This is a genomic window from Xanthomonas sp. WHRI 6108 (assembly GCF_040202385.2).
Classification (GTDB): Bacteria; Pseudomonadota; Gammaproteobacteria; order Xanthomonadales; family Xanthomonadaceae; genus Xanthomonas; species Xanthomonas arboricola.
In genome coordinates, this window is record NZ_CP168198.1 from 4,458,090 (window position 1) to 4,484,622 (window position 26,533).

Below are 26,533 nucleotides of genomic sequence, written 5' to 3' on the forward strand. Positions count from 1 at the left end.
TACTTCGGGCATCCGCACTCACAGGAGGTGAGCCATGTATCGAAGTCTGTTCTATCCGCTTGTCCTGGCAATCGCCGGCGTTATCAGTGCGCAGGCTGTGGCGCAAAACATCGTGCAGTACGTCCCCGAACCGCTGCTGATGAATGGTAGCGACCTGGTTCCTGTGTGTCGGCGTGCCGCTGAAACCCATTACCTTGCACAAGGTGCCAGCATCTACAACTGGACGGCGTCGTATCACGATCGCGGCGATGGCCTGTATGTCGACGGCCGCCTGCGTGCCAATGGCAATACCGTGTCGGTACATTGCAGCGCCGCGCGCGGTGCGCACGAGCGCGATCTGGTCATGAGGATCGACGAGACCGGTGGCTAATTCGGTATGCACTGCTGTCGATGTGCAGCGCAGTGTTCGGATGAAACTGAGCTGATCCCAGACCGCACCTCATCGAAGGGCCGCGCAGCGTGCATTGCTTGCACCATGCACACCGACCATCTCGACTGGTCCTTGCCCGCCCACCGTCGCGGGACCTTACGCGGCATGGATGCCGCGTAAGAGCTTACAAGGACGTACTTGCAGCGTGTCCTGCGATGGTGGGCGGGCAAGGACCCCGCAGCAAACCAGCAGATCAGCCGCCCTCAGCCCATCCCACCATTGATGCCGATGACCTGGCCGTTGATGTAGCCGGCTGACTCCGAACACAGAAACGCCACCAACGCGGCCACTTCGTCGGGCTTGCCGACCCGGCCGGCCGGTACCAGTTGCTTGATCACTTCCGGCGCGAAGCTTGCGCCGACCATCTCGCTTTCGATCACGCCTGGCGCGACCACGTTGACGGCGATGCCGCGGCTGGCCATCTCGCGCGACAGCGATTTGCTGGCGCCGTGCAAGGCGGCCTTGGCCGCGGCATAGTTGGTCTGCCCGCGATTGCCCAGCACCGCCGCCACCGACGACACGCTGACGATGCGGCCCCAGCGCGTACGCGCCATCGGCAGCAGCAGCGGCTGGGTGACATTGAAGAACCCGTGCAGCGATACGTCGATGACCCGATGCCACTGTTCGGCGTTCATGCCCGCCATCGGCGCATCGTCGTGGATGCCGGCGTTGTTGACCACGATCTGGATCGGGCCGCCCTCCAGCAGGCCTGCCAGCGCCACCGCACTGGCCTGCGCATCGGCCACATCGAACGCCACCGCCTCGGCGCTGCCGCCGTCGGCCACGATCGCTGCGACCACGTCATCGGCGCGGGCGATATTGCGATTGGCATGCACGATCACATGGCGCCCCTGCGCGGCCAGCTGACGGCAGATCGCACCACCAAGATCGCCGCTGCCGCCGGTGACGAGTGCGCGGCGCTGTGGAATGGAAGTGCTCATGGAAGCCTCGATGAAAGCCGCAGACACGACGGCGGAAAGAGCCTCATCCTAACGACTCGCAGCAGGCGCAGGAATAGATCCAGCATTGATCGCCTACATCTTGTAGGAGCGCGCTTGCGCGCGATGCGGCGTCAGCGGTAAGGCCATCGCGCGCAAGCGCGCTCCTACGGGGCTTGGGTGGCCTGCGCGGCGCCCAACATCACCGTGGCGCGCCCTTCGGCGAGCAACTGGTCGCCGTGGCTCAGGCGAAAACTGTATTGCTGGCTGTCCTCGCCCTGCAGCAACACCTGCGCTTCGCAGACGATCGCATCGGGCAGGTCGTCCAGATACGCGACGTGCAAGTCCACCGCACGCAGCGCCACCAGCATGCCCGGGCGCACCGGCTTGCCCGATTCCCGGCCGAGCAAGCCGCCATGCACAGCCATGGCTTGTGCGCCGTATTCGCATAGATGCAACGCACGCAGGCGGCCATTGCAACGCAGCGGATGCGTGTCGCTGCGATGGGCATCGCTGCGCAACACAATGCGCTGCGCATCCCATTCCAGCACTGCTTCCCACAGGCACATGCTGCCCTGGTGTGGAATCAGCGCGGCAATTGCCTCACGTCCCTGCATGTGCATCTCCGTGTCTTACGCGCTCCAGCGCCGGCTCGCGCGACACCAGCAAGGCGAGGATGAAATTGAACAATACCCCCAGCGCCACCGTGCTACCGATCGCACGCAACACCGGGATGCTGGAGGCAGCCAGTAGCGCGAACACCAGCAGCGTCATCAGGCTGCACACGATCAGCGCATGCAGCGTGCGCAGCTGGTCGGCGTGATCGTCGCCGGCATGGTCGAAGAACAATGCGTAATCCAGGCCCAGGCCTGCCGCCAGGATCAGCGCGATCAGATGGAACAGGTTGAGCTCCACCCCCATGCCGCGCAGGATCGCCAGGATCAGCACCGTGGTCAGCGCCATCGGCAGCAATACGCGCACGATCCGGCGCGGGCTGCGCAACGCGATCGCCACCGTCACCGCCAGCAACAGCGCGGCCAGTACCAGCGCGCCGAGCACACGTCCGCGATACGCGGCCACCAGGGACTCTGACGCGTCCTTCAGATCCAGCAACTGCGCGCCGCTGCCTTTCACGGCGGCAGCCAGTACCGACGGATCGCGCAGGCCGGTCAACGACACCAACGCAGTGCTGCGATCGCCGCGACCCAGCAGCAGTCCGCCGACCGACGTTGCCAGCGGCGAGCCGGCCAGGTCCTTCGGCAACAGCGGGGCGGCGCGCTTGGCAGCGTCCAGGTCCTGCAGGAACGGCGCGAACGCATCGCTGCGAAACGGTGTGGCGGCCACCGCACTGTCGGTCAATGCGCGCGCTTGCGCAGCATCCGGCAAGGCAGCCTGACGCGCATGCTGGGTCTTGATGCTGGGCAGATAGCGCGCGGCCATGTCGTAACCGGTCAATGCGCCGGCGCGCACCAGGGCATCCAGGCGCGGGCGCAACTGCTCGCTGGCCTGCAGCGCGGCCTCGTCGTTGGCGGCAGGCAGCGCGAGCACGTAACGCACGTCGGGGGCACCCAGTTCCTGGCGCAGATGCGTGTCCTGCGCCAACGCCTTGGGCGGCACCGGGGTCAATTTCGACAGATCGTTCTGCCAGAACTGCCCCGGCGCGAACGCGATCACCGCAATGCCGACCAGCGCAATCAGCGCCAGGCTGATGCGCGGCCGTGGCAGGCGCGCGATGCCGCGCCACAGCGCGGCGAGCATGCGTGAATCGGCGTAGTCGCGCGGTGCCGGGTCGATCAACGACGGCAACAGCCACCGCGTGGTGATCGCGGCGGTCGCCAGCCCGGCGATGGTGAACACCGCCAGCTGCCGCAAGCCGTCCACACCGGAAAACAGGAAGGTCACATAGGCAATGCAGGTGGACACCACGCCGGTGGCCAGCGTCGGCCATAGATGACGCGCGTTGTCGCGTGGATCCAGACCCGGGCGCTGATGACTGAACAGGTGGATCGGGTAATCCTGCACCACGCCGATCAGGGTAAAGCCGAAGGCCACGGTGATGCCATGCACGCCATCGAACAGCAGGGCCACCGCAGCCAGACCGGCCAGGCCGGCGCTGGCCAATGGCAGCACGCCGAGCACCGGAATCTTCCAGCTGCGATAGGCGACCAGCAGCAACAACACCAGTCCCACCGTATCCAGCGTCCCGATCCATTGCGCCTCGCCCTGCGTGCGCGCGGTGATTTCCACGGCGAATGCACCGGGGCCGGTCAAGGTAAGCCGGGTCGTGCTGCCCTTGCTGACCTTGGCGAAGGCCGCCTGCACCGCGTCGTAGGCCAGTTGCTGACCGGTGGGATCGAAGCCGGCTGCGCGCGTCTGCACGACCAGCAAGGCCGAGGTACCGGCACGGTCGAACCACACCGCGTTGCGCGTCTGCGGCGCCGCGGCCGGCTGCAGGGTTTCGGCCAGATGCAGCACTTCCAGCGTGGGGTCGCGCGGCAGCAACGGCTCCACCAGCGCCGCCGCCGGCGACCCCAGATCCTGCACGCGCGACTGCAACGCCGCTTGCAGGGTGTGCGCATCCAGCGGCGTGGTGTCGAAGCTGTCGCTGAGCAGATAGCGATACGGCAGCAGGCGCTCGGGGATCGCATCCAGCCCCGCAGTGCCGCCATTGCCGACCAGCTCGAACAGCTGCGGTTGTGCGGCCAGGGCCTGCTGCAGTGCCTGCGACTGCGCGGCCAGCGTGGCCGGGTCGCTGTTGGACAACGCCATCAGCAACAGGCGCGAGCCGGGGCCTTCGCCCAGTTCTTCGATCAGCAGTTTTTGCGCCGGCGTGCGCGGGGCGGGCATGAATTTGCGCAGATCACCGGTGACCTTGAGCGTCTCGCTCAACCAGAACCCGGCCACCGCCAGTAACGCCAGCCACAGCAGCGCCAGGCCGATGCGGCGGTTTGCGTTCAACTTAAACGCCATGCGCAAGCCTCGCTATGCCAGCGGAACGTCCACCGGCCGCGCGCGCGGCATCGGGCTGTGCGGGCGCCTTTGCGTTGCTGCGGGCGGGCATGAATTTGCGCAGATCGCCGGTGACCTTGAGCGTCTCGCTCAACCAGAACCCGGCCACCGCCAGCAACACCAGCCACAGTAGCGCCAGGCCGATGCGGCGGTTTGCGTTCAACTTAAACGCCATGCGCAAGCCTCGCTGGGCCAGCGGAACGTCCACCGGCCGCGCGCGCGGCATGGGATCGTGCGAGCGGCTTGCTTGCGCCGTGGGCGCCGCGTCACGCGCCCGATCCGTGGCATAGCGTGGTCAGCGCGGCCGCATCGGTCACGCTTGCGGCCGCGCGCGCCGCACCGGCCAGCAGCGTGCGTTGCACGTCGCCCTTGGCCGGCTGGCTCTCGATGCAGCGCAACTCGTCATTGCGCCCGTACAGCCGCAACTCGCGCACCTGCTTGGCCACGGCAGCGTCCTTGGGCTGCAGCGTCAGTTGCCAGGCCTGCGGCTGGCCCTGCCCGCTGATGCGGTAGTGCTGCTCCAGCAGCGCACGGTCGCCGGCCAGCAACGCGCCGAAGCCGGACTTCAGGCCGGCCAGCTCGGGCACCCGGCTCAGCGAAAAACGCCGCGGCGATTTGCCTTCGCGTTCCAGCACGCCCTCGTCGCCCTGCAACGTGGTGGTCTCGCGATACGGCGCGCTGACCTCGCGCACCAGGGTTTGCGCGTCCGGGCGACGGTAATGGCCCTGCACGCGCAGCGGCGTCTTCAGCAGCGCCGAGCCACGCAGTTCGACGAACTCGGTACTGACCGGTGCAGGGCGTGCCAGGCGCTGCAGCACCTGGCCGACGTCCAGCGTCTCAGGCGGTGCGGCGCATAGCGGTGCGGCGCTGAACAGCAGTATCAGCATCCACGGCAGGGTGCGGCACATCGGCATGGTGGGTGTTCCAGAAATCGTAGAAGTTGAACCAGTTGTACGGCGCATAGCGTGTGTAATGTTCCAGCCTGGCCGCGTAATCGCGCATGAGTACCGCCAGCACCGGTGCGCGCTGGCGACGCGGCACGTCCAGGCCCTCGCTGAAGGTCTCGAACGCCAGCTCGTAATGATTGCCGCCGCGGTACAGGCCGAACGCCAGCACCACCGGCACCTTCAGCGCTGCGGCGATCAGCCACGGCGAGGTCGGGAACATCGCGTTGCGGCCGAGGAACGTCGCCGGCAACGCCGGGTCGCCCTCGCGCGGGCGATCGATCAGCAGCGCCACCAGCGCACCGGCGTCGGTGGCGTCCTTGATCGCCATGACGATCGAGGTGGCGTCCATGCCGGCGTCGATGATGTTGGCGGCCAGCTGCGGATTCAGCGCGCCCAGCAGCTCGGTCATGGCGCGGTTGTGGGCCTTGTCCAGCACCACCTTGACCTGCACGTCCGGCCGCTCGGTGGCCAGCACGCGCAGCGCATCGAAGCTGCCCAGGTGCGAGCCGAAGATCAGCACGCCGCGGCCGCGATCCATCTGCGCATGCAGCTGGTCCAGCCCGGTGATGTCGACCCGGAAGCGCTGCATCTGCCCACACAGCATGTACACGCGGTCCAGAATCGTCGAAGCGAAGGTGTGGATATGCCGCGCCACATCGCGCAGCGTGGCCGGGTGCTCCAGCACGCGCGTCAGATAGGCACGCGAGGCGCTGCGCTCGGGCGCACGCACCAGCAGGAAGTACAGCGTGATCGGGTACAGCAGCGCGCGTCCCACCGCACGCCCGGCATGCTGGGCGATGCCGCGGATCAGCCACAGCGCGAAACGTCCGCCGCCTTCCGGGCGTTGCTTCCACTGACTGCTCATTGCGCCGCCTCCGCCACCAGTTCGCCGCTGACCAGCAGCTCGTCGGCGCGCTGCACGCGAAAGCGCCAGCGTGGGCCGGCGCCGTCCAGCATGACCGATGCCGTCTGCCCGGGCAGCAACGGCTGCACGAACTTCACCTGCGGCAGGCGTGCCGCCGCGCGTGGGCCATGTGCGGCCTCCACTGCCTGCAGCACATGGTCGAGCACGACCACGCCAGGCACCACGGGGCGCCCCGGAAAGTGCCCGGGCAGGCAGGGATGATCATGCGGCACGACGAAATCCATAAGCGGGCAACTCAAATCCTGGGTTGGAGCATCGCAGCCACGGCGTCATGTGCCTGCTTGGTCAATTGCTGGCGGTCCGGCGCATCCGGCCCGGTCACCGGGATCGGATCGCCGATACGTACCCGGATGATGCCCGGGCGCACCCTGAACACACCCTCCACCGGCAGCACCTTGCCGCAGCCATCCACTGCCACCGGCACCACCGGCACACCAGCATCGATAGCGGCCTGCAACAGCCCGGCCTTGAACGGCAATAATGCGCCGCTGCGGCTACGGGTGCCTTCGGGAAACAGACACAACTGCTTACCCTCGCGCAGCAGCGCGGCGGCCTGCCGGCGCACCATCGCCCCGGCACGCCGGCTGTCGCGGTCCAGGAACAGCATGCCGGTGGCCCGTGCATACCAGTTCACGAACGGCACCTTGAGCATTTCGTCCTTGAGCAGGAACCGCAGCGGCACCGGCAAGGCGTAGAACAACGCACAGATATCGATGATGGACTGGTGGTTGCTGACGAACAGGTAGTTCCTGGACCAGTCCACGCGCTCGCGGCCTTCCACGATCACCGTGGCGCCGGCACCGCGAAACAGCACCGGCGACCACATCCACGCGCCCATACGCAGCAGGCGGTCGGTGTCGCGCGTGATCGCCAGCAACGCCAGGCCATAGGCGATTCCGCCCGCGGTAAACGTCAGCGTGAAGGCCAGTTGCAGCAGATTGAACACGGCCCACGCCAGGCGCGACGGCATCCTTGCCAGCGGCATCTTTGTCTTGTCCCCGAAAATGTGCACGTACGTCGCTGCCCCTGGCCACGCACTCAGCGCAGCAGATCGCGCCAGAATTCCGGCCCGAGCCGCGCCATCTGGCGCAAGAAGTCTGGCAGATTACGATAGGGGCGCTGTGGAAACCAGCGGCCGCGCAATAGATATTCGCCTACAAAGAACCCGCCAACCACCCCGTACGCCAGCAGATTGGCGAACAACGATGCGCGCGCGTCGCTGATCGGCAGCGGCGAGGCATAGCCCAGTTGCGTCAGCACGCCACTGGGTTCGGCGCACAGGCCCAGCACCAGGTTGACCAGGGTCAGCGCGCACAGCAGCAGCGCCCAGGCCAGGGTGAGGCGGCGCGTGTAGCGGTACTGCTCCGGAGTGATCGGCATGCCGGCCTGGCGATACAGCCCCTCGACGATGCGCGTGATCAACGGCATGCGCCCACGGCGCAGGCTGCGACCGAAGAACCAGGCGACCCAGCCGGTGAACACCACCGGCGGCGCGGCCAGCACCAGCATCGCGTACGGCGAGTGCCACAACGCACTCAGGCCCAGCAAGGTCAGCACGGCCAGCGCCCAAGCCCAGGCACGGCGCGCGACCATCGGTTCGATCAGCACCATCAGCACCAGCAAGCCACCGGCGATGACGGCCAGCTCCGGGCGATGGCTGGCGTTGGCCCAGTGCGCCAGCGGCGAATACGCCACCGCCAGCAACACGCCCAGCCCCAGCACCCACGGGGGCGCATCGCCGGGCGCGGCGGTCGGGACCTCAGACGGTCTTGTTGGCTTCGACATGCGCCGACAATGCGCGCAGCGACGCGAAGATGCGACGATTCTCGTCATTGTCCGAGCGCAGCTGGAAGCCATAGCGCTTGCTGATCGCCAGCGCCAGTTCCAGCGCGTCGATCGAATCCAGTCCCAGCCCGGTATTGAACAACGGCGCCTCCGGGTCGATGTCGGCGGGCTGTACGTCTTCCAGGTTCAGGCTTTCGACCAGGAGTTCGGCCAGTTCACGTTCGGCAGCGGTTTGCGAGGACATCCAGAGAGCTTCCAGGTGAGGGTCGGGCGACAGATTCACAACGAAATTGCAGAACAACCACAGCGGCGCAGACAACCGTCAGGCCGGCATCGGCGATGCTGCAGGGCACAGACAGTGTACGTTGCCGTGCCGGCCGATTCCGAGCGCCCGCCGCACCGGCGTTGCGGCCGCATTGGCGAGGGTGTCGATCGGTCTGCAACAGCGAGTCGGCGGCCGGCATACCTGTCCGGGCCGCCGGTCAGGCTATCATGACTGCATGACGCTCGCCCGCTGCAGGTTCGTTCCAGGATGACTTCCACCGCTGTTGGCCCTACCCCGACCGCCAAGCCGGCAGCCGGGCCGGCCCCCGGACCCGAGTGTCCGGATGTCCTGATCATCGGCGGCGGGCCGGCGGGCTGCGCGGCGGCCATCGTCCTGGCCCAGCAGGGCTGGCAGGTGACCTTGCTGGAGAAGGCGCAGCATCCGCGCTTCCATATCGGCGAGTCGCTGCTGCCGATGAACATGCCGATTCTCGAACGCCTGGGCGTGTTGGAAGAGGTGCGCAGCATCGGTGTGCTCAAGCGCGGTGCAGACTTTCCCAACGACAGCGGCGGCTACAACACCTTCCGCTTCGCGCATGCGCTGGAGGCCAAGGCCGATTTCGCCTTCCAGGTACCGCGTGCGCAGTTCGACCAGGTGCTGTTCGAGCGCGCGCGGGCGGTGGGCGTGGATGCGCGCGACCAGGTCAAGGTCGAAGCGGTGGAGTTCGACGGGCAGCAGCCGGTACTGCAGGCGCAGGGCGTGGCGGGTGCGCAGCAGTTCCGCCCGCGCTATCTGCTCGATGCCAGCGGCCGCGACACCTTCCTGGGCAACCGCCTCAAGCTCAAGCGCGCCAATGCCAGGCATCAATCGGCCGCATTGTTCAGCCATTTCCGCGGCGTGACGCGCCGACCGGGCGAGGATGCCGGCAACATCAGCATCTATCGCCATGCGCATGGCTGGATGTGGCTGATCCCGTTGCCGGACGACATCATGAGCGTGGGTGCGGTCTGCTACCCGGAATACATGAAGACCCGCAAAGGCGACAGCGAGGGCTTTTTCATGCGCACGCTTGCGCTCAACACCGAGCTCAGCGCGCGCATGCTCGGCGCCGAACGCGTGGCCCCGGTGCATGCCACCGGCAATTACGCCTACGAATGCACGCGCATGTCCGGCCCGCGCTGGTTGATGCTGGGCGATGCCTACACCTTCGTCGACCCGATGTTTTCGTCCGGCGTGTTCCTGGCCATGCACAGCGCCGAGCGCGGTGCGGCGATGGTGGACCAGGCCCTGCGCATGCCGCAGCACGAGGCGAAACTGCAGCGCGCCTTGCAGCGCGAACTCAAGCGCGGCGTGGACGAGTTCAAGTGGTTCATCTACCGCTTCACCTCGCCGACCATGCGCGCCCTGTTCGCACAACCGCAGAACACCTGGCAGATCGAGGAAGCGGTGGTGGCGATGCTGGCCGGCGACGTGTTCGACAGCCCCAGGGTGCGCCTGCGTCTGCGCGCGTTCCGCGCCATCTATGCACTGACCACCTTGTCGATGATGCCGCGCGCCTGGCAGTCCTGGCGCCAACGCCGACGTCAGGCCACGCTCGGCTTCGATGGCGACACCTTGCAACGCGACACGCAACAACGAGACACACGATGACCGTTTCCCCGGCCCAGACCACGCACACCGTGCGCCATCCCCGCCTGCAGGTCGACTATGTCGATCAGACCGACCCGTCTGCACTGCTGGCCGACCCGCAGGTGCTGGCCGTGTTCGGCTTCGGCACGGCGGCGCCGCGCCTGGACGACCCCCGCTACCTGCGCGTGCCGCTGCAGCCGTACCACGCCGACGTACTGGAAGTGTGGCGGACCGACGCGGCGGTGCACAGCGGCCGCGATGGCAACATCGCCTGGGCCAGCGACGGCCGCCTGCAGTTCGGCGTGATCGAAATCGACGAGCAGGATGTCGATATCGAAGCCGCCGCCGCCAAGGCCTATGCGGAAATCACCGCCTTCGTCACCCGCAGCCAGACCCCGCGCCTGCTGCGTATCTGGAACTATCTGGACGCCATCACCCTGGGCAGTGGCGACCGCGAACGCTACCGGCAGTTCTGCGTGGGCCGTGCGCGCGGCCTGGGCGCCTTCGACAATGCGCAATTGCCGGCCGCCACCGCGGTGGGACGCTGCGATGCCGAGCGCATCATCCAGATCTACTGGCTGGCCGCCAGCGACGCCGGCACCCCGCTGGAAAACCCGCGCCAGGTCAGCGCCTACAACTACCCGCGCCAATACGGCCCGCAGCCGCCGAGTTTCGCGCGCGCCATGCTGCCGCCGGCCGGCAGCGACATGCCGCTGCTGCTGTCAGGCACCGCCGCGGTGGTCGGGCATGCCTCGATGCACACCGGCCAGTTGCTGGCGCAGCTGGAAGAGACCTTCGCCAACTTCGACGCCCTGCTGGGTGCCGCCCGCCAGCATGCGCCCGCCCTGCCCACGCAGTTCGGCGCCGGCACCCGCCTGAAGGTCTACGTGCGCGAGCAGGACGATCTACCCAGGGTGGCGCAGGCGCTGGACGCCCGCTTCGGCGATGCGGTGCCGCGTCTGCTGCTGCACGCGGTGATCTGCCGCGACGAGCTGGCGGTGGAGATCGATGGGGTGCATGGGTGAGCGATTGCGGGCATGAGTACTGATGCCCGCTGCAGCCACGCAGCAGCAATGCTCCGTGGCGAGGCCTGCGCTCAGCCGTTGAGCAAACCCAGCACCACATCGCGCGGCAGCTTGCCGGTTTCGTTGCGTGGCAGGGCGGCGAGTTTGCGCAGGCGGCGCGGCAGGAACACCGGGTCGACGCTGACGCGCAGGGCGGCGAGGATCTGCGCTTCGTCCAGGGTCGGGGCGACCACCAATGCGGCGATGCGGCCGACCGCCTGACCGGGCTCGGGTGCGAGCTGCACGATGGTGCCGTCGACGACGCCCGGGATGGCCAGCAGGCGACGGGTCAGATCGGCCAGCGAGGCGCGTTTGCCGGCGATTTCCAGCAGATCGGCCTGCCGGCCGCGCACCTGGAAGGTGCCGTCGGCAGCCACGTCCATCATGTCGGCCAGCAGCACCGGCGTGGCCAGATGCGGTGCGTGCACCAAGGTGCCTGCCGCCTGCGTTTCCAGGCGCACACCGGGCAGCGGTGTCCACGCCGCCTCCAGCGCGGTGCGGCGCACCGCGAACACGCAGGTTTCGGTAGAACCGAACATTTCGCGTACCTCGCCGCCAAACCGCGCTTCGGCGGCTGCGGCCACGTCCTGCGCCAACGGCGCGGTGGCCGAGACGATGCCGACCAGCGGCGGCAACGCCACGCCGGATTCGACCAGCGCGCGCAGGTGCACCGGCGTGGTCACCAGCACGCGCGGGGCAGGAATGTCCGACAGCGCGCGCGCCACATCGTCCGGAAAGAACGGGCGGCCCGCATGCACCGCAAGCTCGGTCACCATCGGCAGCAGCACCGACAGTTCCATGCCGTACATATGTTGCGGCGGCACCGTGGCGACCACATGCGGCACCGCATCGGTGTGCGCCCACAGGCTTTCCAGCGCGACCAGATCCTGACGCGTACTGGTCAGGAAGCTGCCCCAGGTCTTGGGGTTGGGCTGCGGGCTGCCGGTGCTGCCGGAAGTGAAGCCGATGGCCACCAGGGCATCGTCGGCCAGCTGCGGAATCGGGCCCGCGGCCTGCGGCAACTCGGCCGGCAGCTGCCAATAGCGCGGCGGTGCCAGCTCCAGTGCCAGATCGCCCAGGCAGTAGGCATCGGCATGCCGCGCCTGCACTTCGCCGACCACGGCCGGCGCGCGCGAGGACGGCAGCAGCGACACCTGACCGCGCAATGCGCACGCATAGAACGCGACCATGAAGCGATAGCGGTCTTCGCACAGATTCACCGCGTGGCGACCGTCCGGCAGTTGCTGCGCCAGGCCATGCACGTGTGCAATGAAGGTGGCCAGATCGACCGACTGCCCCGCGCGCCAGGCCAGCGGCCGGCCGGGCGCGCCGACGGCCATCGGGTGGGAAACGGCAGGAACAGGCAGGCTGGACATGAGAACCGGCAATCGCAAAAGCGCGCTAGCTTGGCCGCCACCTGCCCTGCTGGCAAGTCGGGAGGTTTCCGGCTGCGCCACGAGGGCTGCGGTCGGGAACCTTGGCAAGGCCCGTCCGCGAAGCACATTCCAACTCATTGCAGCTGGAGTGCATTGGCCGTCAAGCGCGTACGCCCGTGCGAGCCAACGCGCGCATAACCGCTTGTGGTCGCGTCCGCCACTCGTCCATGCCTTGCCTGTTCGATGACGCACTCGCCCCACCGCGCACATGACCTGTGGCCCAAGCCCCCGGCGGAAGCGAGCTGCTAGGCTTGTCCGCTCCTCGTTGCGTCCAGTTGTTACCGATGCCCAGATTGTTGCCGCTGTCCTTGTTGTTGCTGGCTGTCACCGCGCATGCGCAATCCGTTACACCGCTCACCATCGAACAGGTGATGGCCGATCCGGACTGGATCGGGCCGTCGGTGGATCAGGCCTGGTGGCAGTGGGACGGCAAACAGGTGCAATACCTGCTCAAACGTAACGGTTCCCCGGTGCGAGACACCTATCGCCAGGGCGCCGGCGGCGGCAGCGCCGAACGCGTGGCCGACAACGCACGCGCCGGCCTGGATGCGGATAACCCGAGCTACGACGCGACCCGCCAGCGCATGCTGTTCGCGCGCAATGGCGACATCTTCCTGCGCGATTTGCGTTCCGGCGCACTGACCCAGCTGACCCGCAGCAACGAGGTCGAATCGCGGCCGCAATTTGCCAGCGATGGCGGCGCGATCTGGCGCGCGGGCAACAACTGGTACCACTGGCGCGCCGACGGCGGCACGGCGCAGGTTGCAGTGGTCAAGGCCGAGCGCGATCCCAACGCTGCGCCCAAGGCCGATGTGTTGCGCGAGCAGCAGCTGGCCACGCTGGCCACGCTGCGGCGCGACCGTGAGCAGCGCGATGCGTTACGCACCCAGGAAGACGCCTGGCGCCGCGCCGATGCCACGCGTGCGGCAGCGCCGGTGTACCTGGGCGATGAGGTGGAGATCGTCGACAGCGCGTTGTCGCCGGACGGCCGCCACCTGCTGGTGGTCACCCAGGCCAAGGGTGCCGAAGAGGGCCAGGCCGGCAAGATGCCCAAGTACGTGACCGAATCCGGTTACGAGGAATTCCAGGAAGTGCGCACCCGCGTTGGTCGCAACGCACCGGTGGCGCATGCGCTGTGGCTGGTCGATGTCAGCGCCGGCACTGCAAGGCCGCTGTCCTTCGACACCCTGCCGGGTATCGCCACCGACCCGCTGGCCGCGCTGCGCAAGGCCGCCAAGCGCGACGCGCTCAAGGGCAACCGCGCCGTCCGTGTGGAAAGCGACGGCGACGGCAGCGGGCCGGCGGTGCACTGGAGTGACGACGGGCGCAACGTGGCGGTGGAGATTCGCGCGGTGGACAACAAGGACCGCTGGATCGCCAGCGTGGACCTGGCCAACGCCACGTTGCAGCCGCGGCACCGCCTGAGCGACAGCGCCTGGATCAACTGGGACTTCAACGATTTCGGCTGGCTGCCCGACAACCGCACGCTGTGGCTGCTGTCGGAAGAATCCGGCTATTCGCAGCTGTACACGGTGGAAGGCAACGGCAAGCCACGCCAGCGCACGCGCGGCAAGTGGGAAGTGTCGATGCCGGTGCCCAGTGCCGACGGCAGCAGCATGTTCTTCCTGTGCAACCAGAAATGGCCGGGCGATTACGAGGTGTGCAAGCTGGATCTGCGCAGCGACCAGCTCAGCGAAGTCACTGCGTTGAATGGCGTGGAAGGCTTCAGCCTGTCGCCGAACGGGCAGCAACTGCTGGTGCGTTACTCAGGCAGCTACCTGCCACCGCAGCTGGCGGTGGTGCCGGCCGCAGGCGGCCAGGCCACGCTGCTGACCGACACCCGCACGCCCGCCTTCAAGGCGCAGCCGTGGATCGCACCGCAGTATGTGCAGGTACCGTCCAGGCATGGCGCCGGCACGGTCTGGGGCAAGTACTACGGGCCGCAGAACCCCGAGCCCGGCAAGCAGTATCCGATCGTGATGTTCGTGCACGGCGCGGGCTATCTGCAGAACGTCTCGCAGCGCTACACGCCGTATTTCCGCGAGCAGATGTTCCACAACCTGCTGGTGCAGCAGGGCTACATCGTGCTGGACCTGGACTACCGCGCCTCGGAAGGCTACGGCCGCGACTGGCGCACCGCGATCTACCGCAACATGGGCCACCCGGAGCTGGAAGACTATCTGGACGGGCTGGAGTGGCTGGTGACGCAGAAGCAGGGCGACCGCGCGCGTGCGGGCATCTACGGCGGCTCGTACGGCGGCTTCATGACCTACATGGCGCTGTTCCGCAGCCCCGGCACCTTCAAGGCCGGCGCGGCGCTGCGTCCGGTCGGCGACTGGATGCAGTACAACCACGAGTACACCTCCAACATCCTCAACACGCCCGAGCTCGATCCCGAGGCCTATAAGACCTCATCGCCGATCAACTACGCCGACGGACTGCGCGACCATCTGCTGATCGCGCACGGCATGATCGACGACAACGTGTTCTTCAAGGACTCGGTCGACATGACCCAGAAGTTGATGGAGCTGCACAAGGACAACTGGCAGGTGGCGCCGTATCCGCTGGAACGCCACGGCTTTACGCGTGCCGATTCGTGGCTGGACGAATACAAGCGCATCCTCAAGCTGTTCAATGAGCAGGTGAAGCCGTAAGCCATGCCGCTGCGGCCGGGCGATGCGTGCTGCATCGCCCGGTCGATGACATCGCGCGTAGCGCCGGCATCCCCATGCTGCAGCAAGCGACAGATCGCCCAGGTTGCACGCGTGGTGCGCTGCCACGTTAGCCATCGCCATGCGTCACCCTGCGCGGCACTCACCTGCACGTACGCAACTGGCCCTAAGCTTGGCGCAGGATCGGCAGACCGCTGGCGCATTGCGCTCCCCTTTGCCGGCCCGCCGCCCGACCGGAGCGCCGCCGGCACCGCAGCGGTTTCCGATTCGCGGCGCGCAGAAGGTAATCGCGATGGGCCTGTGGGACCGTTTGTTTGGACGCAAGACCCCGGTGGCGAAGACGCCCCGAGCCGAACCGACCGCAGCGCCGGCAGCTGCAGCCGATGACACCGATACCGAGGTCCAGATCGACCCGGCACTGCAGTCCGCACTGAGCCTGTTCCAGCGCGGCGATCAGCTGGGCGCCTACAACGCTGCGCAAGCGCAGCTGCACCTGGGTGCCGACGCGCAACGTCTTTGCGCACTGGCATTGAGCGCGCTGGACCGCTATCGCGAGGCGTACCCGCACTGGCTGGCGCTGTACGAACTGGAGCCCACCGCGCACAACGCATTGCAGTTGGCGACCACCTCGGTGATGTGCAACGAGATCGATCGTGGCGAACAGTGGTTGCTGACCTTCGACGATCTGAATGCGCAGGAGCGCTCCACCTCGCCGGCCACCGCGCGCACCAGTTTCCTCACCGCGCTGACCCGCGCCGGCCACGGCGCGCACGCGTTGCCGCATCTGGAGTGGTTGCGCGAGGCCTACGCCGGCATGTCGATCACCGACAGCCACTTCCTCTACGTGCGCGGGCTGCCCTTCTTCGAAGCCTTCCTGGAGCGCAGCACACCGTTGTTGCGCCAGTGCCTGCCGGCCGACGCGCTGCCCGGTTGGTACGCGCAACTGCAGCCGGCCCTGGATCCGGCTGGCCAGGCCGCCGTGGCCGCCCATATCGCAGCGCTGCAATGAGCGCGCCGACACCGCGCCCTCGACCGCGCGGCGGCTTCGTCACGCCGCTGGCGTGGGTGTCCCTGCTGCTGGGTGTCGTCAGTGCGATGTCCAACCTGCTGCAGATCGCGATGATCGTACTGATGCCCGACGCGGCGGCGCTGGGCTTGCCCGAAGGGATCAGCCTGCCCACCTCGTTGCAGTGGTTGATCGATCATGGGTTGTCATTGTCCGTCGTAGGCGTGGTGCTGTCGGTGGCATTTGCATGGTTGAGCTGGGCCTTGCTGCAGCGACGCGAGTGGGCGCGGGTCGGGTTCGTGGCGGTGTTGCTGGTGACCGCACTGCTCAATGTCGGTGGCCTGGCGTTGATCGGGCCGCTGTTCGAGGGCGTGCAGGCAATGCTGCCTGCCGATGTCGTGCACAGCCCCGAGTGGCCGCAGCTGCAGGCGCGCCTGCAGGCAACCCGCCAGGCGGCGTTGCTGCTGACAGGCCTGGGCGTGCTGGCAATCGGCTGTCTCCACGCAGCACTGGCATGGCGGTTGTGCACGCCCGCAGTGCGCGCCGAATTTGCCGCCTCGCGCGGGCGCAACGCATGAGGGAATCTAGACGTCGAGCCGTGGCGACGGTTAGACACGGCACGAGGCTTGAATCACAAGCCCGGTGAGTCGAGGGCGCATGCCCTCAGCACTTCCGGAACACGCCGTGAATCCGTCTGTGGAGGCTTTCTGGCAGCATCCATGCCGCCGAGGGTCCCGGAACCGGTAAGGACACCACACCGGTTACCGGTTGCTCTGTCGAAACCATGCACACCCACCATCTCGACGGGTCCTTGTCCGCCCACCGTCGCGGGACCTTACGCGGCATGGATGCCGCGTAAGAGCCTACACGGACGTACTTGCGGCGTGTCCTGCGAGGGTGGGCGGGCAAGGGCCGTGCAGCCAGACCGCCGATCGCATGCCCTGCTTCTGCTTCTGCTTCTGCTTCTGCTTCCTCTTCCGCTTCTGCTGCTTCTGCCTCGCCCACACTGCCCGGTCCCAACTAGAAAACAGCCGGCATATGAATCCTGGCGTGGGACGACCCGGTAAAGCCCGGCTGGCCAAGCACCCGTTGCCTACACACCGCAGCGCCTCGCCCTGCGACAAACGGGCGCGTTTGCCCGACTGCATGAAGCGCGATGCACCGCTTAGAATCGTGGCATGAACGAATTCGACCGTGTACGCGATTATTTGACCGGCCTGCAGGACCGTATCTGCGCTGCCGTGGAAGCCATCGATGGCAGCGCGCGTTTTGCCGAAGACCTGTGGCAGCGCGAGGAGGGCGGTGGCGGGCGCACCCGCATCCTGCGCGATGGCGCGGTGTTCGAGCAGGCCGGCATCGGGTTTTCGGACGTGTCCGGCTCGCGCCTGCCGCCTTCGGCCAGTGCGCACCGGCCAGAACTGGCAGGGGCGACGTGGCGCGCCTGCGGCGTGTCGCTGGTGTTCCACCCGCACAACCCGCACATCCCCACCACCCACGCCAATGTGCGCTACTTCCGTGCCGAGCGCGATGGCGAGGTGGTGGCGGCCTGGTTCGGTGGCGGCTTCGATCTGACCCCGTTCTATCCGGTGGACGAGGACGTGCTGCACTGGCACCGCACCGCGCAGGCACTGTGCGCGCCATTCGGCGAGGAGCGCTATGCCGCGCACAAGCGCTGGTGCGACGAGTACTTCTTCCTGCGTCACCGCAACGAGACGCGTGGCGTGGGCGGGCTGTTCTTCGACGACCTGGGGCAGGATTTCGAACGCGACTTCGCCTACCAGCGCGCGGTTGGCGACGGCTTCCTGGATGCCTACCTGCCGATCGTCGAGCGCCGCAAGGACACGCCCTACGGCGAGCGTGAGCGCGAGTTCCAGCTCTACCGCCGCGGCCGCTACGTGGAATTCAACCTGGTCTACGACCGCGGCACCTTGTTCGGCCTGCAAAGTGGCGGGCGGGCCGAAAGCATCCTGATGAGCCTGCCCCCACGGGTGCGCTGGGAATACGGCTTTACGCCAGAACCGGGCAGCGCCGAGGCGCGGCTGATGGACTATCTGGTCCCGCGCGACTGGCTCGGTTGAATCGTCAATTAAAAAACGCAGCGCTAATGAAACGCTGTGTTGATCGATTGAGTTAATTCAACCCATTTAAATTTGTGATTTCCAGCGACGCCGGTGAAGCATGCAACACGATGAACCGGTTATGTTGCGTAGCAAAATAATTGCAGGCCGGAAATAAAAAGCCCCGCAGACCAGGGGGAGGTCGGCGGGGCCAGGGAACGGAAACTTGGGGAGTAGTTTCCGCTCCGAGATCTGCTCCAGGGGATGGGAGAGATCTGCCGACAGGCGTTGCGCCCGTCGAGGGATATAACACCATTTTCTACATTGATGGATCGTGAAGATAACTGTTAAAAATATGTAGAATTTAGCGGTTATTCATTCCATCGGCGCAGGCTCGATTCGTATTATGTCTGGTCTGCGCATTCAGCATATCTGCCTTATCTGCTGCGTCAGTGCGCCTCATCCCAGTTATCGCCAACGCCGGAATCGACCACCAGCGGCACGCGTAATTCGGCCGCGGCCGACATGCGCGTGGTCACTTCGCTCAGCAGCGTGTCGACGAAATCGGTCTCGGCTTCGAATACCAGTTCGTCGTGCACCTGCAGGATCATCAGCGCGCGCTCGGCGTGGTCGGCGATCCAGCCGTCCACGCTGACCATGGCGCGCTTGATGATGTCGGCCGCGGTGCCCTGCATCGGTGCGTTGATGGCGGCGCGCTCGGCGCCGGCACGCTGGCCCTGGCTGCCGGCGTTGATGAAGTCCAGATACAGCCGGCGGCCGAACACCGTCTCCACGTAGCCCTTGTCACGTGCCTGCTGACGGGTGGTTTCCATGAAGTCGCGTACGCCCGGGTAACGGCTGAAGTACAGCGCGATGTAGTCCTGCGCCTCGCCGCGGCCGATGCCGAGCTGCCGGGCAAGACCAAACGCGCTCATGCCGTACATCAGGCCGAAGTTGATCGCCTTGGCGGCGCGGCGCTCGTCAGCGCTGACGGTGTCGATGGTGCGGCCGAACACCTCGGCGGCGGTGGCGCGGTGCACGTCGGCGCCGGACTCGAACGCACCGACCAGGCCGGGGTCGCCGGACAGGTGCGCCATGATGCGCAGCTCGATCTGCGAGTAATCGCAGGCGATCAGCTTGCGCCCGGCCGGGGCGACGAAGGCGCGGCGGATGCGGCGGCCGTCTTCGGTGCGGATCGGGATGTTCTGCAGGTTGGGATCGGACGAGGACAGCCGCCCGGTGGCCGCGCCGGCCTGGTGGTAGCTGGTGTGCACGCGCCCGGACTGCGGGTGGATCATTTCCGGCAGCTTGTCGGTGTAAGTGCTGCGCAGCTTGGTCAGGCCGCGGTATTCCAGGATCACCCGCGGCAGCTCGTGCTGGTCGGCGATGGCTTCCAGCGCCTCTTCGTTGGTCGAAGGCTGGCCCTTGGGCGTCTTGACCACGGCGGGCAGCTTGAGCTCGTCGAACAGCAGCGCCTGCAGCTGTTTGGGCGAATCCAGGTTGAAGCTGCGCCCGGCCAGCTCGGTGGCCTTCTGCTGGGCGGCGAGCATGCGCTTGGACAGGTCCGCGCTCTGGCGGCGCAGTTCGGCCGCGTCCACGCACACGCCGTTGGCTTCGATGCGTGCCAGCACCTCCACCAGCGGCATCTCGATGTCGCGGTAGACCTGCTCCAGGCCCGGCTCGGCGGCCAGCCTGGGGCCGAGCACCTGGTGCAGGCGCAGGGTGATGTCGGCATCTTCGGCGGCGTAGCGGGTGGCGTCGTCCAGGCTGATCTGGGCGAACGGGATCTGCTTGGCGCCCTTGCCGCAGACGTCCTCGTACTTGACCGTGTCGTAGCCCAGATAGCGCTTGGCTAGGCTGTCCATATCATGGCGGGCGCTGCCGGAATTGAGCACGAAGCTCTCCAGCAGGGTGTCGTCGCTGTAGCCGGCCAGGGCGATGCCGTGGCGGCGCATCACGTGCAGGTCGTACTTGCCGTGCTGGCCGAGCTTGCGCACCGCAGGGTCGGTGAGCAACGGCGCCAGCTGCGCCAGCGCCTGGGCACGGTCGAGCTGGGCCGGGGCGCCGGGGAAGTTGTGGCCGAACGGCAGATACGCCGCCTGGCCGGGCTCGGCGGCCACGCTCAGGCCGATCAGGTCGGCCTGCAGCGGGTCCAGGCTGTCGGTTTCGGTATCGAAGGCGAACTGGCCGGCGGCGCGCAGGCGCGCGATCCAGCTGTCGAGCTGTTCCTGGGTCAGGATGGTCTCGTACTGGCCGGGCGCCGAGAGCGCAGGGTCCACGTCCACCGGGGCGCTGACCGGGCCGGACACGAAGCCGGTGCCGCGCGCGCGGCCGGGTTCGGTGCGGGCGTTGGCAGCGGCGGCTCCCAACGGCACCGGCTCGGTCAGCAGGCCGGCCTGGGCGGCTGCACCGCCGAGTTCGCGCAGCGCCTGGGTGAAGCCGTAGCGTGCGTACAGCACCGCCAGCGTTTCGGCGTTGGGCTCGCGCAGGTCCAGCGCGCGCGGGCCGCTGGCCAGGGTCACGTCGGTCTTGATGGTGACCAGTTCGCGGTTGAGCGGCAGCCGTGGCAATGCGGCGCGCAGGTTGTCGCCGATCTTGCCCTTGATCTTGTCGGCGTTGGCGATCACCCCATCGAGCGAGTCGTATTCGGCCAGCCATTTGGCGGCGGTCTTGGGGCCGCACTTCTCCACGCCGGGCACGTTGTCCACGGTGTCGCCCATCAGCGCCAGCAGGTCGACGATCTGGTCGGGGCGCACGCCGAACTTGGCGATCACCGCCTCGTCCGAATCCATGCGGCTGCCGCTCATGGTGTTGACCAGTTCGATGCCCGGGCGGACCAGCTGGGCAAAGTCCTTGTCGCCGGTGGAGATGGTCACGCTCAGGCCGTCGGCGGCGGCCTGCAGGGCCAGCGTGCCGATCACATCGTCGGCTTCCACGCCGTCGATGCGCAGGATGTCGATGCCCAGTGCATGCACGATGTCGCACATCGGCTGCACCTGCGCGCGCAGGTCGTCGGGCATCGACGGACGATTGGCCTTGTAGTCGGCATACAGATCGTCACGGAAGGTCTTGCCCGGCGCATCCACCACGAACGCGACATAGGCCGGGCGTTCCTTCAGGGTGGCGCGCAGCATGTTGACCACGCCGAACAAGGCACCGGTGGGCTCGCCCTGGGCATTGGTCAGCGGCGGAAGCGCGTGGAACGCGCGGTACAGGTAACTGGACCCGTCGATCAGGACTAATCTGCTCATGCGCCAATTCTACGCTGCACGCTCACGCCACACCGTGCCGGCGCATACTTGCCGACGACCTAGAACGGATGACGACGATGAAGAGAGCGAGTCTTTTGCTGCTGCCGTTACTGCTGCTCGGCGGCTGCGCCACCACCTCCGGCGGTACTGCCGGCGACGGTATCCCCGCCGGTGCCGATGTCACCAGCAAGACCATGGGCAACGGCGACAAGGTCGACGAGTACCGGGTCAACGGCCAGCTGGAAATGGTGCGGGTGACGCCTGCCCGCGGTGCGCCCTACTTCCTGTACGACCGCGATCACGACGGGCATACCGATGCGGAGAAGGACAAGGTCAATAAGGTGTATTGGAAGCTGTATAGCTGGTGATTCGGGAATCGGGAATCGTAGAGCGTAAGCCTCGCGGGTCTTGCGGCGCTGGTTTCGGTGACATCAGCCTAGTGCCGGGCGCGATGGCCCGCCGGTTTCGGTACGCCGCCGCATGGCGACAGGGATTGCCTGTGCTGTCGCCCTGCGGCAGCAGACGGCCGGCGGCGCTTGGCCGGCCCGATACTCCATCTCAGCGTTGCGCCACCGACGTCGTGGTTTCTGCGCTGGAGGTTGCGGCAAGCGCCTTGGCCGGGGCGACCAGTGCCAAGGTTTGGCGTGCGGCGCGCAAGGGTTGCTCGGCATCGCCATAGATGCCGGTCAGAATCTGCAATGCCTGCTGTGCGTGGTCACGCGCGGCGGCCAGCTGGCCGAGCCTGCGCTCGGCTTCGGACAGGCCGCGCAGGATCTCGGCGGTCTGTGGATGCGCACGGCCCAGTATCCGCATGGACGACGCCAGCGACGCGCGCTGTTCGGCCAGCGAGGCATCCAGCTGGCCGTTGTCCAATAGCCAGAACGCATGGTTGCTGCGATAGCCGATGGTGGCCGGCGCATCGTCGCCGAACAGGGTGCGCGCGCGCTCCAGGACGGCGCGGTAATGCGGGCCGGCGTCGGCCAGCTTGCCCTGCTGCCGCAATGCGTGCGCCAGGTTGCTTTCCACCATCAAGGTGTCGGCGGCGTTGTCGCCGTAGAGCTTGCGGGTGAGGCGCAGCAACGAGGCCAGTTCGGTTTCGGCAGCGGCAAAGTCGCGTTGCATCAGCAGGAACACCGCCAGGCTGTTGCGCATCGACAGCACCAGCGGGTGCTCCGGCCCGCGCATGGCGATACGCTCGCGCAGCAGGCTGCGCTGCAGGGCGATTGCCGGCAGCAGCTGGCCGACGTCGGCCAGCAGGCCGGCATAGACATTGCCGGCATCGATGCGTTGATCGGCGGTGCTGGCGCCGTTGGCCAGCGCGGCGACATAGGCATGCCGGCCCTCTGCCATGGCATCGGCCATGCGGCCCTGGTCGCGCAACGCCCATGCCAGCCGCGCGCGCATCTCGTTGCCCAGCGCCTGCTGTTCTGCATCGCCGCCTGCCGCCAGCGCGATGCTCTGGCGCAGCACATGCTCGGACTCGCTGGCCTTGCCGGCGCCGGTCAGCGCCTGGCCAAGCATCGAGGCCGCTTTCAGGGCCGGCACGCTGGCCGCGCCCATGTGCTGCCGCGCCAAGGTCTGGGCGATGCGCAGATGCAGCACCGCCTGCGGATAGTCGCCCAGCGCGATCAGCGTGCGGCCCAGGGTCAGCTCCACGTGCGTACGAGCATCCGGCTGCTCGGCCAACTCACGCGCGGCACGCTGCGAGGCCTGCTGCAGCACACGCAGCATCAGCGTCTTGTCCAGATCCTGCGCAATGCCCGGGTCCACGCTGGACAGCACCGAACCCATGAAGTCGCCGGTGACCTGCGCGCGCTGCGCATCGCGCGCAGCGTGTTGCAGCGACCACAGTGTTGCACCCAGGCCGGCAACCAGCGCGATCGAAACAAGTGCAGCAGCCAGCACGCCGCTGCGATGGCGCTGGGTGAACTTGCGTAGCCGCAACCAGCCGCCGGCCTGCGACGCGCCTGGCGGATAACCATCCAGCCAACGGTGCAGATCCTCCAGCAAGGCCGACACCGACGCATAGCGCGCGCCCGGCTCCGGCGCCAGCGCGCGCAGCACGATCGCATCCAGGCCATCGCGCAGCTGATCCTGCAGCTTGCCGTGGGTGGTCGAACGGGCCGCGCAGATCCGCGCGCGCGCATCGGCCGGCACTGCAGCCACCCGCTGCGATGGCGGCTGCGGCACGCCGTCGCGGTCTGCCACCGGGGCCAGCCCGCAACTCAGTTCGTAGAACATCGCGCCCAGCGCATAGATGTCGCTGCGTGCGTCCACCTCCGGCGCGCCGCGCGCCTGTTCCGGGCTCATGTAGCCGGGCGTGCCACGGCCATGCGCTGAGGTCATGCCGGGGTTGGACGCATCGACGGCGATGCCGAAATCGATCACGCCCGGCATCGGCCGCCCGTCGACCGCGCTGACCAGCACGTTGCTCGGTTTGAGATCGCGATGGATCACGCCTTTCTGGTGCGCGTGCTGCACCGCCTCGCCCACCCGCAGCATCAGCAGCACGCGCGCCTGCAGCGACAGCAGCTGCGCATCGCACCACCAAGTGATCGGCTCGCCGCGCAGATACTCCATCACCAGATACGGACGGCCGTGCGCATCGGTGCCCACGTCGTGGATCTGCGCGATCGCCGGGTGCACCATCTGCGCCAGCAGCCGGCATTCGAATTCGAACAAGGCGCGGCCCTGCGCATCCAGGGCTTCGGCGGCCACCAGCTTGATCGCCACCTCGCGCTCGTAGGCACCGTCGGCGCGATGGCCCAGATAGACCTGGCCCATGCCGCCGGCGCCGATCAGGCGGTCGATCGCCCAGGCACCAAAGCGCGTGCCGGCCGGCAGTTCCGGCAGCGGCGCGCGCAGTGCCGCGGCGGCCTGTTGCAACGGCGCACGCACGCGCAGCGTGGCCTGCGATTCCACCGCCAGCATCGCCAGCAACTCATCGCGCAGGACCGCATCGTCGCCGGCCTGCGCACGCGCGAATGCCTCGCGCGCCTCTACCGGCAGCTGACAGGCCTGATGGAACAAGGCCTCCAAGCGCTGCCAGGAGGTGGCGGCGCCGCTCACAGCTGCGCCGCCAGCCATACGCGCGCGAAGCGCAGATCGCGCTCCAGCGTCGGCACCGACACCTCCAGTTGCTCGGCCGCCTCGGCCACGCTGAAACCCACCAGCTCGGTCAGCGCGAAGGCCTTGGCCTTGCGCTCGTCCACGCGCGCCAGCTTGTCGAAGGCATCGGCGACCACCATCAAGGCCTCCGGCCGTGGCGTACCGTCGGACAGGCTGATCGTCAAGGTCACTGCCTGCCCCAGCCGCTTGGCGCTGGCATGGTGGCGCGCCAGATCCACCAGCAAATGGCGCATCTGCAGCGCCGCCACCGCATAGAAATGCGCGCGCGAGCGAAACGCCTGCTGGCCCTGCTCCAGCCGCATCCACGCCTCGTGCACCACCTCGGTCGCCTGCAGGCCAGCACGCACATCGCGCCGCAGCTCGCGCAACGCGGTGGCGCGCAGCACCTCGTAGACCTGCCGCGCCAATGCGTCGCCCGCGCCGGGCTCGTCGCGCTGCCAGGCCTGCAACAACTCGGTGATCGGCAGCTCGGACATCCGGTCCATCTCGCCTGCGTGGGAGCGCAGTATCCCGCATCGGCGACCGGGCAGGCACTTCAAAACCAAACGGTTTAGCTCGCCTGCCTGGTCCCCCGACCACGCGCGTCGGGCCGCCCGGGTCGGACAGCCACCACGGTGCGGGCTACCAGGTCGGCCCCTGACGGAAGAACGCCACGCAGCCCGCCACCGTCAAGAAGCCATCCGCCCCATGCGTGAGCGTGGCATTGCCGGTCTTGCCGGATGCCGGGCCGTAGATCGTGCCTTTCCACAGAGCCACGGCATCCACCAGTTCGCTGCGGATAGCGTGCCTTCCATCGGGTTGTTGCGCTTGCCCGGATACGGATTGACGATATCGCTCCTGGCGCTACAGGGTTTTGCTCCTCACGACCCGGTATTGCGCTCTTCCGGCAGCGTCTCCTGCGCTGCATGCCTTCCAGTCCTTCCCCGCTGATGGGAGAAGGTACTGGACCGTCACGGATCCAACAGTCCGCTTGATGTGCGGCATGTGAGCTCTGTAGATCCCCGCTCAAAAAAGACTAGCTCAAGTTCAATGTCGAACCTTCTGCACCGGCACGGAACTGCTGCGCGCCGCCGCCCACGGCGGTGTAGACGATGGCAAAACTCTTCTTGACGTTGGGATCTGGGTCCCCGCCGAACGTCGCGTTGCTCACCGGGATCGCTGTGCCGCCGTTGTTGAGCAGCCACTGGCAGATCGAGGTGACGTCGTAACCGTTGTTGCCGGTCCCGTACATTGCACGCACGACGGTAAAACTGGGGTTGCTAGGCACCGGAACGGGCGTACTGGCAGTAGGCGGATTAGGCACCAGATCGATCTGGCCATTTTCCGCACAACCGAGCGCAATGGGATTCCCATTGTTCAACGCCGGATTCTTGTAAAGAATCGCAAAATTTTTGACTGTGCCCGGATCGGGGTCGGTCCCGAAGAAGGTATTGCTTGCGGTGATATCGTCATTGCCTGTATCGACGCTACTCTGGCATAGCTGGGTGACATCGACTCCTGCATTGCCGGTACCGTATACAGCGGAAAGGATCGTGATAGCCATGATAAGTGCCCTTTTTTCGGGGCTGGGAAGGCTGCCCCGACTCGCCTCTCGCCATGGGCTGCCGGTCACCCGGCACCCTGGCACACCATTGACGCAGCCTGCAGCGACCCTGGATGCGCAACTCCGCATTCTTCATCGGGTTTCCAGGACATCGTGACGCGGGTGGTGGCAACAGACGTGGGACTGACGCACAACGCACCCGGTTTCGGTCTAGCGGCTCCTGCAGTGGCAAACAACCCTGAGTCGCTGGACGCCGCAGTCGTGAATGTCGCCAGAGCATGCACACCATTTGAGGCGGCGCCTGCACTCATGCCGCTTCCAACCTCTGCCACGTTCGCTCGACATCAGGGAGCAGATGGACACGCCCACCGAGACAACATTTCAGGTCCTTGCCGGGATCGAGATGCATTGACGCCGGCCGCAATCGCGGCGTTGCGGCCGGCGCCT

Annotated in this window: 24 protein-coding genes; 8 read left to right on the top strand and 16 right to left on the bottom strand. The window is 67.1% G+C overall.

What is annotated here, in order from left to right:
• Positions 1-34 precede the first annotated feature (34 nt).
• A complete protein-coding gene (locus tag ABQ039_RS18775) occupies positions 35-370 on the top strand; it encodes a hypothetical protein (RefSeq protein ID WP_208410804.1) in 336 nt (111 codons plus the stop codon).
• 263 nt (positions 371-633) lie between these two features.
• Here ABQ039_RS18775 and fabG read toward each other — a convergent pair whose 3' ends face one another.
• The 10 genes from fabG to xanC form a co-directional block, all read right to left on the bottom strand.
• Positions 634-1,371, bottom strand: coding sequence for a 3-oxoacyl-ACP reductase FabG (gene fabG / locus ABQ039_RS18780; RefSeq protein WP_184611766.1), 738 nt, complete (start codon positions 1,369-1,371; stop codon positions 634-636).
• A gap of 164 nt (positions 1,372-1,535) precedes the next feature.
• Positions 1,536-1,985, bottom strand: a complete 450-nt coding sequence (locus tag ABQ039_RS18785) for a phosphotransferase (protein ID WP_184611763.1) — start codon at positions 1,983-1,985, stop codon at positions 1,536-1,538.
• Positions 1,972-4,338, bottom strand: coding sequence for an MMPL family transporter (locus tag ABQ039_RS18790; protein WP_184611761.1), 2,367 nt, complete (start codon positions 4,336-4,338; stop codon positions 1,972-1,974). Before ABQ039_RS18790 ends, ABQ039_RS18785 begins: the two co-directional genes overlap by 14 nt.
• Positions 4,328-4,603 (bottom strand): hypothetical protein, encoded by a 276-nt coding sequence (locus ABQ039_RS18795; RefSeq protein ID WP_184611759.1) that lies wholly within the window; start codon positions 4,601-4,603, stop codon positions 4,328-4,330. The genes ABQ039_RS18790 and ABQ039_RS18795 overlap by 11 nt, the downstream gene beginning before the upstream one ends.
• A gap of 40 nt (positions 4,604-4,643) precedes the next feature.
• Positions 4,644-5,291, bottom strand: coding sequence for a LolA-related protein (locus ABQ039_RS18800; RefSeq protein WP_039814875.1), 648 nt, complete (start codon positions 5,289-5,291; stop codon positions 4,644-4,646).
• A complete protein-coding gene (locus ABQ039_RS18805) occupies positions 5,215-6,189 on the bottom strand; it encodes an acyltransferase (protein ID WP_184381467.1) in 975 nt (324 codons plus the stop codon). The genes ABQ039_RS18800 and ABQ039_RS18805 overlap by 77 nt, the downstream gene beginning before the upstream one ends.
• The gene (locus ABQ039_RS18810) at positions 6,186-6,473 is read right to left on the bottom strand and encodes a dehydratase (RefSeq protein ID WP_024937534.1); all 288 of its coding nucleotides are present in this window, start codon (positions 6,471-6,473) and stop codon (positions 6,186-6,188) included. The genes ABQ039_RS18805 and ABQ039_RS18810 overlap by 4 nt, the downstream gene beginning before the upstream one ends.
• An 11-nt stretch (positions 6,474-6,484) precedes the next feature.
• On the bottom strand, positions 6,485-7,234 hold the full coding sequence (locus tag ABQ039_RS18815) for a 1-acyl-sn-glycerol-3-phosphate acyltransferase (RefSeq protein WP_024937535.1): 750 nt from the start codon (positions 7,232-7,234) through the stop codon (positions 6,485-6,487).
• A gap of 53 nt (positions 7,235-7,287) precedes the next feature.
• Positions 7,288-7,971 (bottom strand): ketosynthase, encoded by a 684-nt coding sequence (locus ABQ039_RS18820; RefSeq protein ID WP_184381551.1) that lies wholly within the window; start codon positions 7,969-7,971, stop codon positions 7,288-7,290.
• Between the two features lie 37 nt (positions 7,972-8,008).
• A complete protein-coding gene (xanC, locus tag ABQ039_RS18825; RefSeq protein ID WP_011260626.1) occupies positions 8,009-8,278 on the bottom strand; it encodes a xanthomonadin biosynthesis acyl carrier protein XanC in 270 nt (89 codons plus the stop codon).
• A gap of 288 nt (positions 8,279-8,566) precedes the next feature.
• Here xanC and ABQ039_RS18830 point away from each other — a divergent pair, with 288 nt between their 5' ends.
• Both ABQ039_RS18830 and ABQ039_RS18835 read left to right on the top strand, forming a co-directional pair.
• The gene (locus ABQ039_RS18830; RefSeq protein ID WP_184381466.1) at positions 8,567-9,949 is read left to right on the top strand and encodes an NAD(P)/FAD-dependent oxidoreductase; all 1,383 of its coding nucleotides are present in this window, start codon (positions 8,567-8,569) and stop codon (positions 9,947-9,949) included.
• Positions 9,946-10,953 (top strand): pteridine-dependent deoxygenase, encoded by a 1,008-nt coding sequence (locus ABQ039_RS18835; RefSeq protein WP_181141124.1) that lies wholly within the window; start codon positions 9,946-9,948, stop codon positions 10,951-10,953. Before ABQ039_RS18830 ends, ABQ039_RS18835 begins: the two co-directional genes overlap by 4 nt.
• A 71-nt stretch (positions 10,954-11,024) precedes the next feature.
• Here the strand turns inward: ABQ039_RS18835 and ABQ039_RS18840 are convergent, their stop codons facing one another.
• A complete protein-coding gene (locus ABQ039_RS18840; protein ID WP_039521168.1) occupies positions 11,025-12,368 on the bottom strand; it encodes an AMP-binding protein in 1,344 nt (447 codons plus the stop codon).
• Positions 12,369-12,721: 353 nt separating this feature from the next.
• Between ABQ039_RS18840 and ABQ039_RS18845 the strand changes: the two genes are divergently transcribed.
• From ABQ039_RS18845 to hemF, 4 genes are all read left to right on the top strand, one after another.
• Positions 12,722-15,082 carry a S9 family peptidase gene (locus tag ABQ039_RS18845; protein ID WP_184611909.1) on the top strand — a complete coding sequence of 787 codons (2,361 nt, stop codon included), beginning with the start codon at positions 12,722-12,724 and terminating at the stop codon, positions 15,080-15,082.
• 310 nt (positions 15,083-15,392) lie between these two features.
• The gene (locus ABQ039_RS18850) at positions 15,393-16,109 is read left to right on the top strand and encodes a hypothetical protein (RefSeq protein ID WP_184519942.1); all 717 of its coding nucleotides are present in this window, start codon (positions 15,393-15,395) and stop codon (positions 16,107-16,109) included.
• Positions 16,106-16,684 carry a hypothetical protein gene (locus ABQ039_RS18855; protein WP_046345058.1) on the top strand — a complete coding sequence of 193 codons (579 nt, stop codon included), beginning with the start codon at positions 16,106-16,108 and terminating at the stop codon, positions 16,682-16,684. The genes ABQ039_RS18850 and ABQ039_RS18855 overlap by 4 nt, the downstream gene beginning before the upstream one ends.
• A gap of 600 nt (positions 16,685-17,284) precedes the next feature.
• Positions 17,285-18,184: an oxygen-dependent coproporphyrinogen oxidase gene (hemF, locus tag ABQ039_RS18860; protein ID WP_024937543.1), complete on the top strand. Its 900-nt coding sequence runs from the start codon at positions 17,285-17,287 to the stop codon at positions 18,182-18,184.
• A 428-nt stretch (positions 18,185-18,612) separates the two neighbouring features.
• Here the strand turns inward: hemF and polA are convergent, their stop codons facing one another.
• Positions 18,613-21,414: a DNA polymerase I gene (gene polA, locus ABQ039_RS18865; protein ID WP_184611753.1), complete on the bottom strand. Its 2,802-nt coding sequence runs from the start codon at positions 21,412-21,414 to the stop codon at positions 18,613-18,615.
• Between the two features lie 77 nt (positions 21,415-21,491).
• Between polA and ABQ039_RS18870 the strand changes: the two genes are divergently transcribed.
• On the top strand, positions 21,492-21,782 hold the full coding sequence (locus tag ABQ039_RS18870) for a DUF2782 domain-containing protein (protein WP_026064381.1): 291 nt from the start codon (positions 21,492-21,494) through the stop codon (positions 21,780-21,782).
• Positions 21,783-21,972: 190 nt separating this feature from the next.
• On the opposite strand, the gene ABQ039_RS18875 is transcribed toward ABQ039_RS18870, so the two are convergent.
• The 4 genes from ABQ039_RS18875 to ABQ039_RS18890 all read right to left on the bottom strand — a co-directional run bounded on the left by ABQ039_RS18875 (position 21,973) and on the right by ABQ039_RS18890 (position 26,086).
• Positions 21,973-24,501, bottom strand: a complete 2,529-nt coding sequence (locus ABQ039_RS18875) for a tetratricopeptide repeat protein (RefSeq protein ID WP_349778658.1) — start codon at positions 24,499-24,501, stop codon at positions 21,973-21,975.
• Positions 24,480-25,019 carry an ECF-type sigma factor EcfK gene (gene ecfK, locus ABQ039_RS18880; protein WP_046346102.1) on the bottom strand — a complete coding sequence of 180 codons (540 nt, stop codon included), beginning with the start codon at positions 25,017-25,019 and terminating at the stop codon, positions 24,480-24,482. Before ecfK ends, ABQ039_RS18875 begins: the two co-directional genes overlap by 22 nt.
• 145 nt (positions 25,020-25,164) lie before the next feature.
• A complete protein-coding gene (locus ABQ039_RS18885) occupies positions 25,165-25,299 on the bottom strand; it encodes a hypothetical protein (protein WP_349778657.1) in 135 nt (44 codons plus the stop codon).
• 259 nt (positions 25,300-25,558) lie between these two features.
• On the bottom strand, positions 25,559-26,086 hold the full coding sequence (locus ABQ039_RS18890) for a hypothetical protein (RefSeq protein ID WP_104628246.1): 528 nt from the start codon (positions 26,084-26,086) through the stop codon (positions 25,559-25,561).
• Between the last annotated feature and the right edge of the window lie 447 nt (positions 26,087-26,533).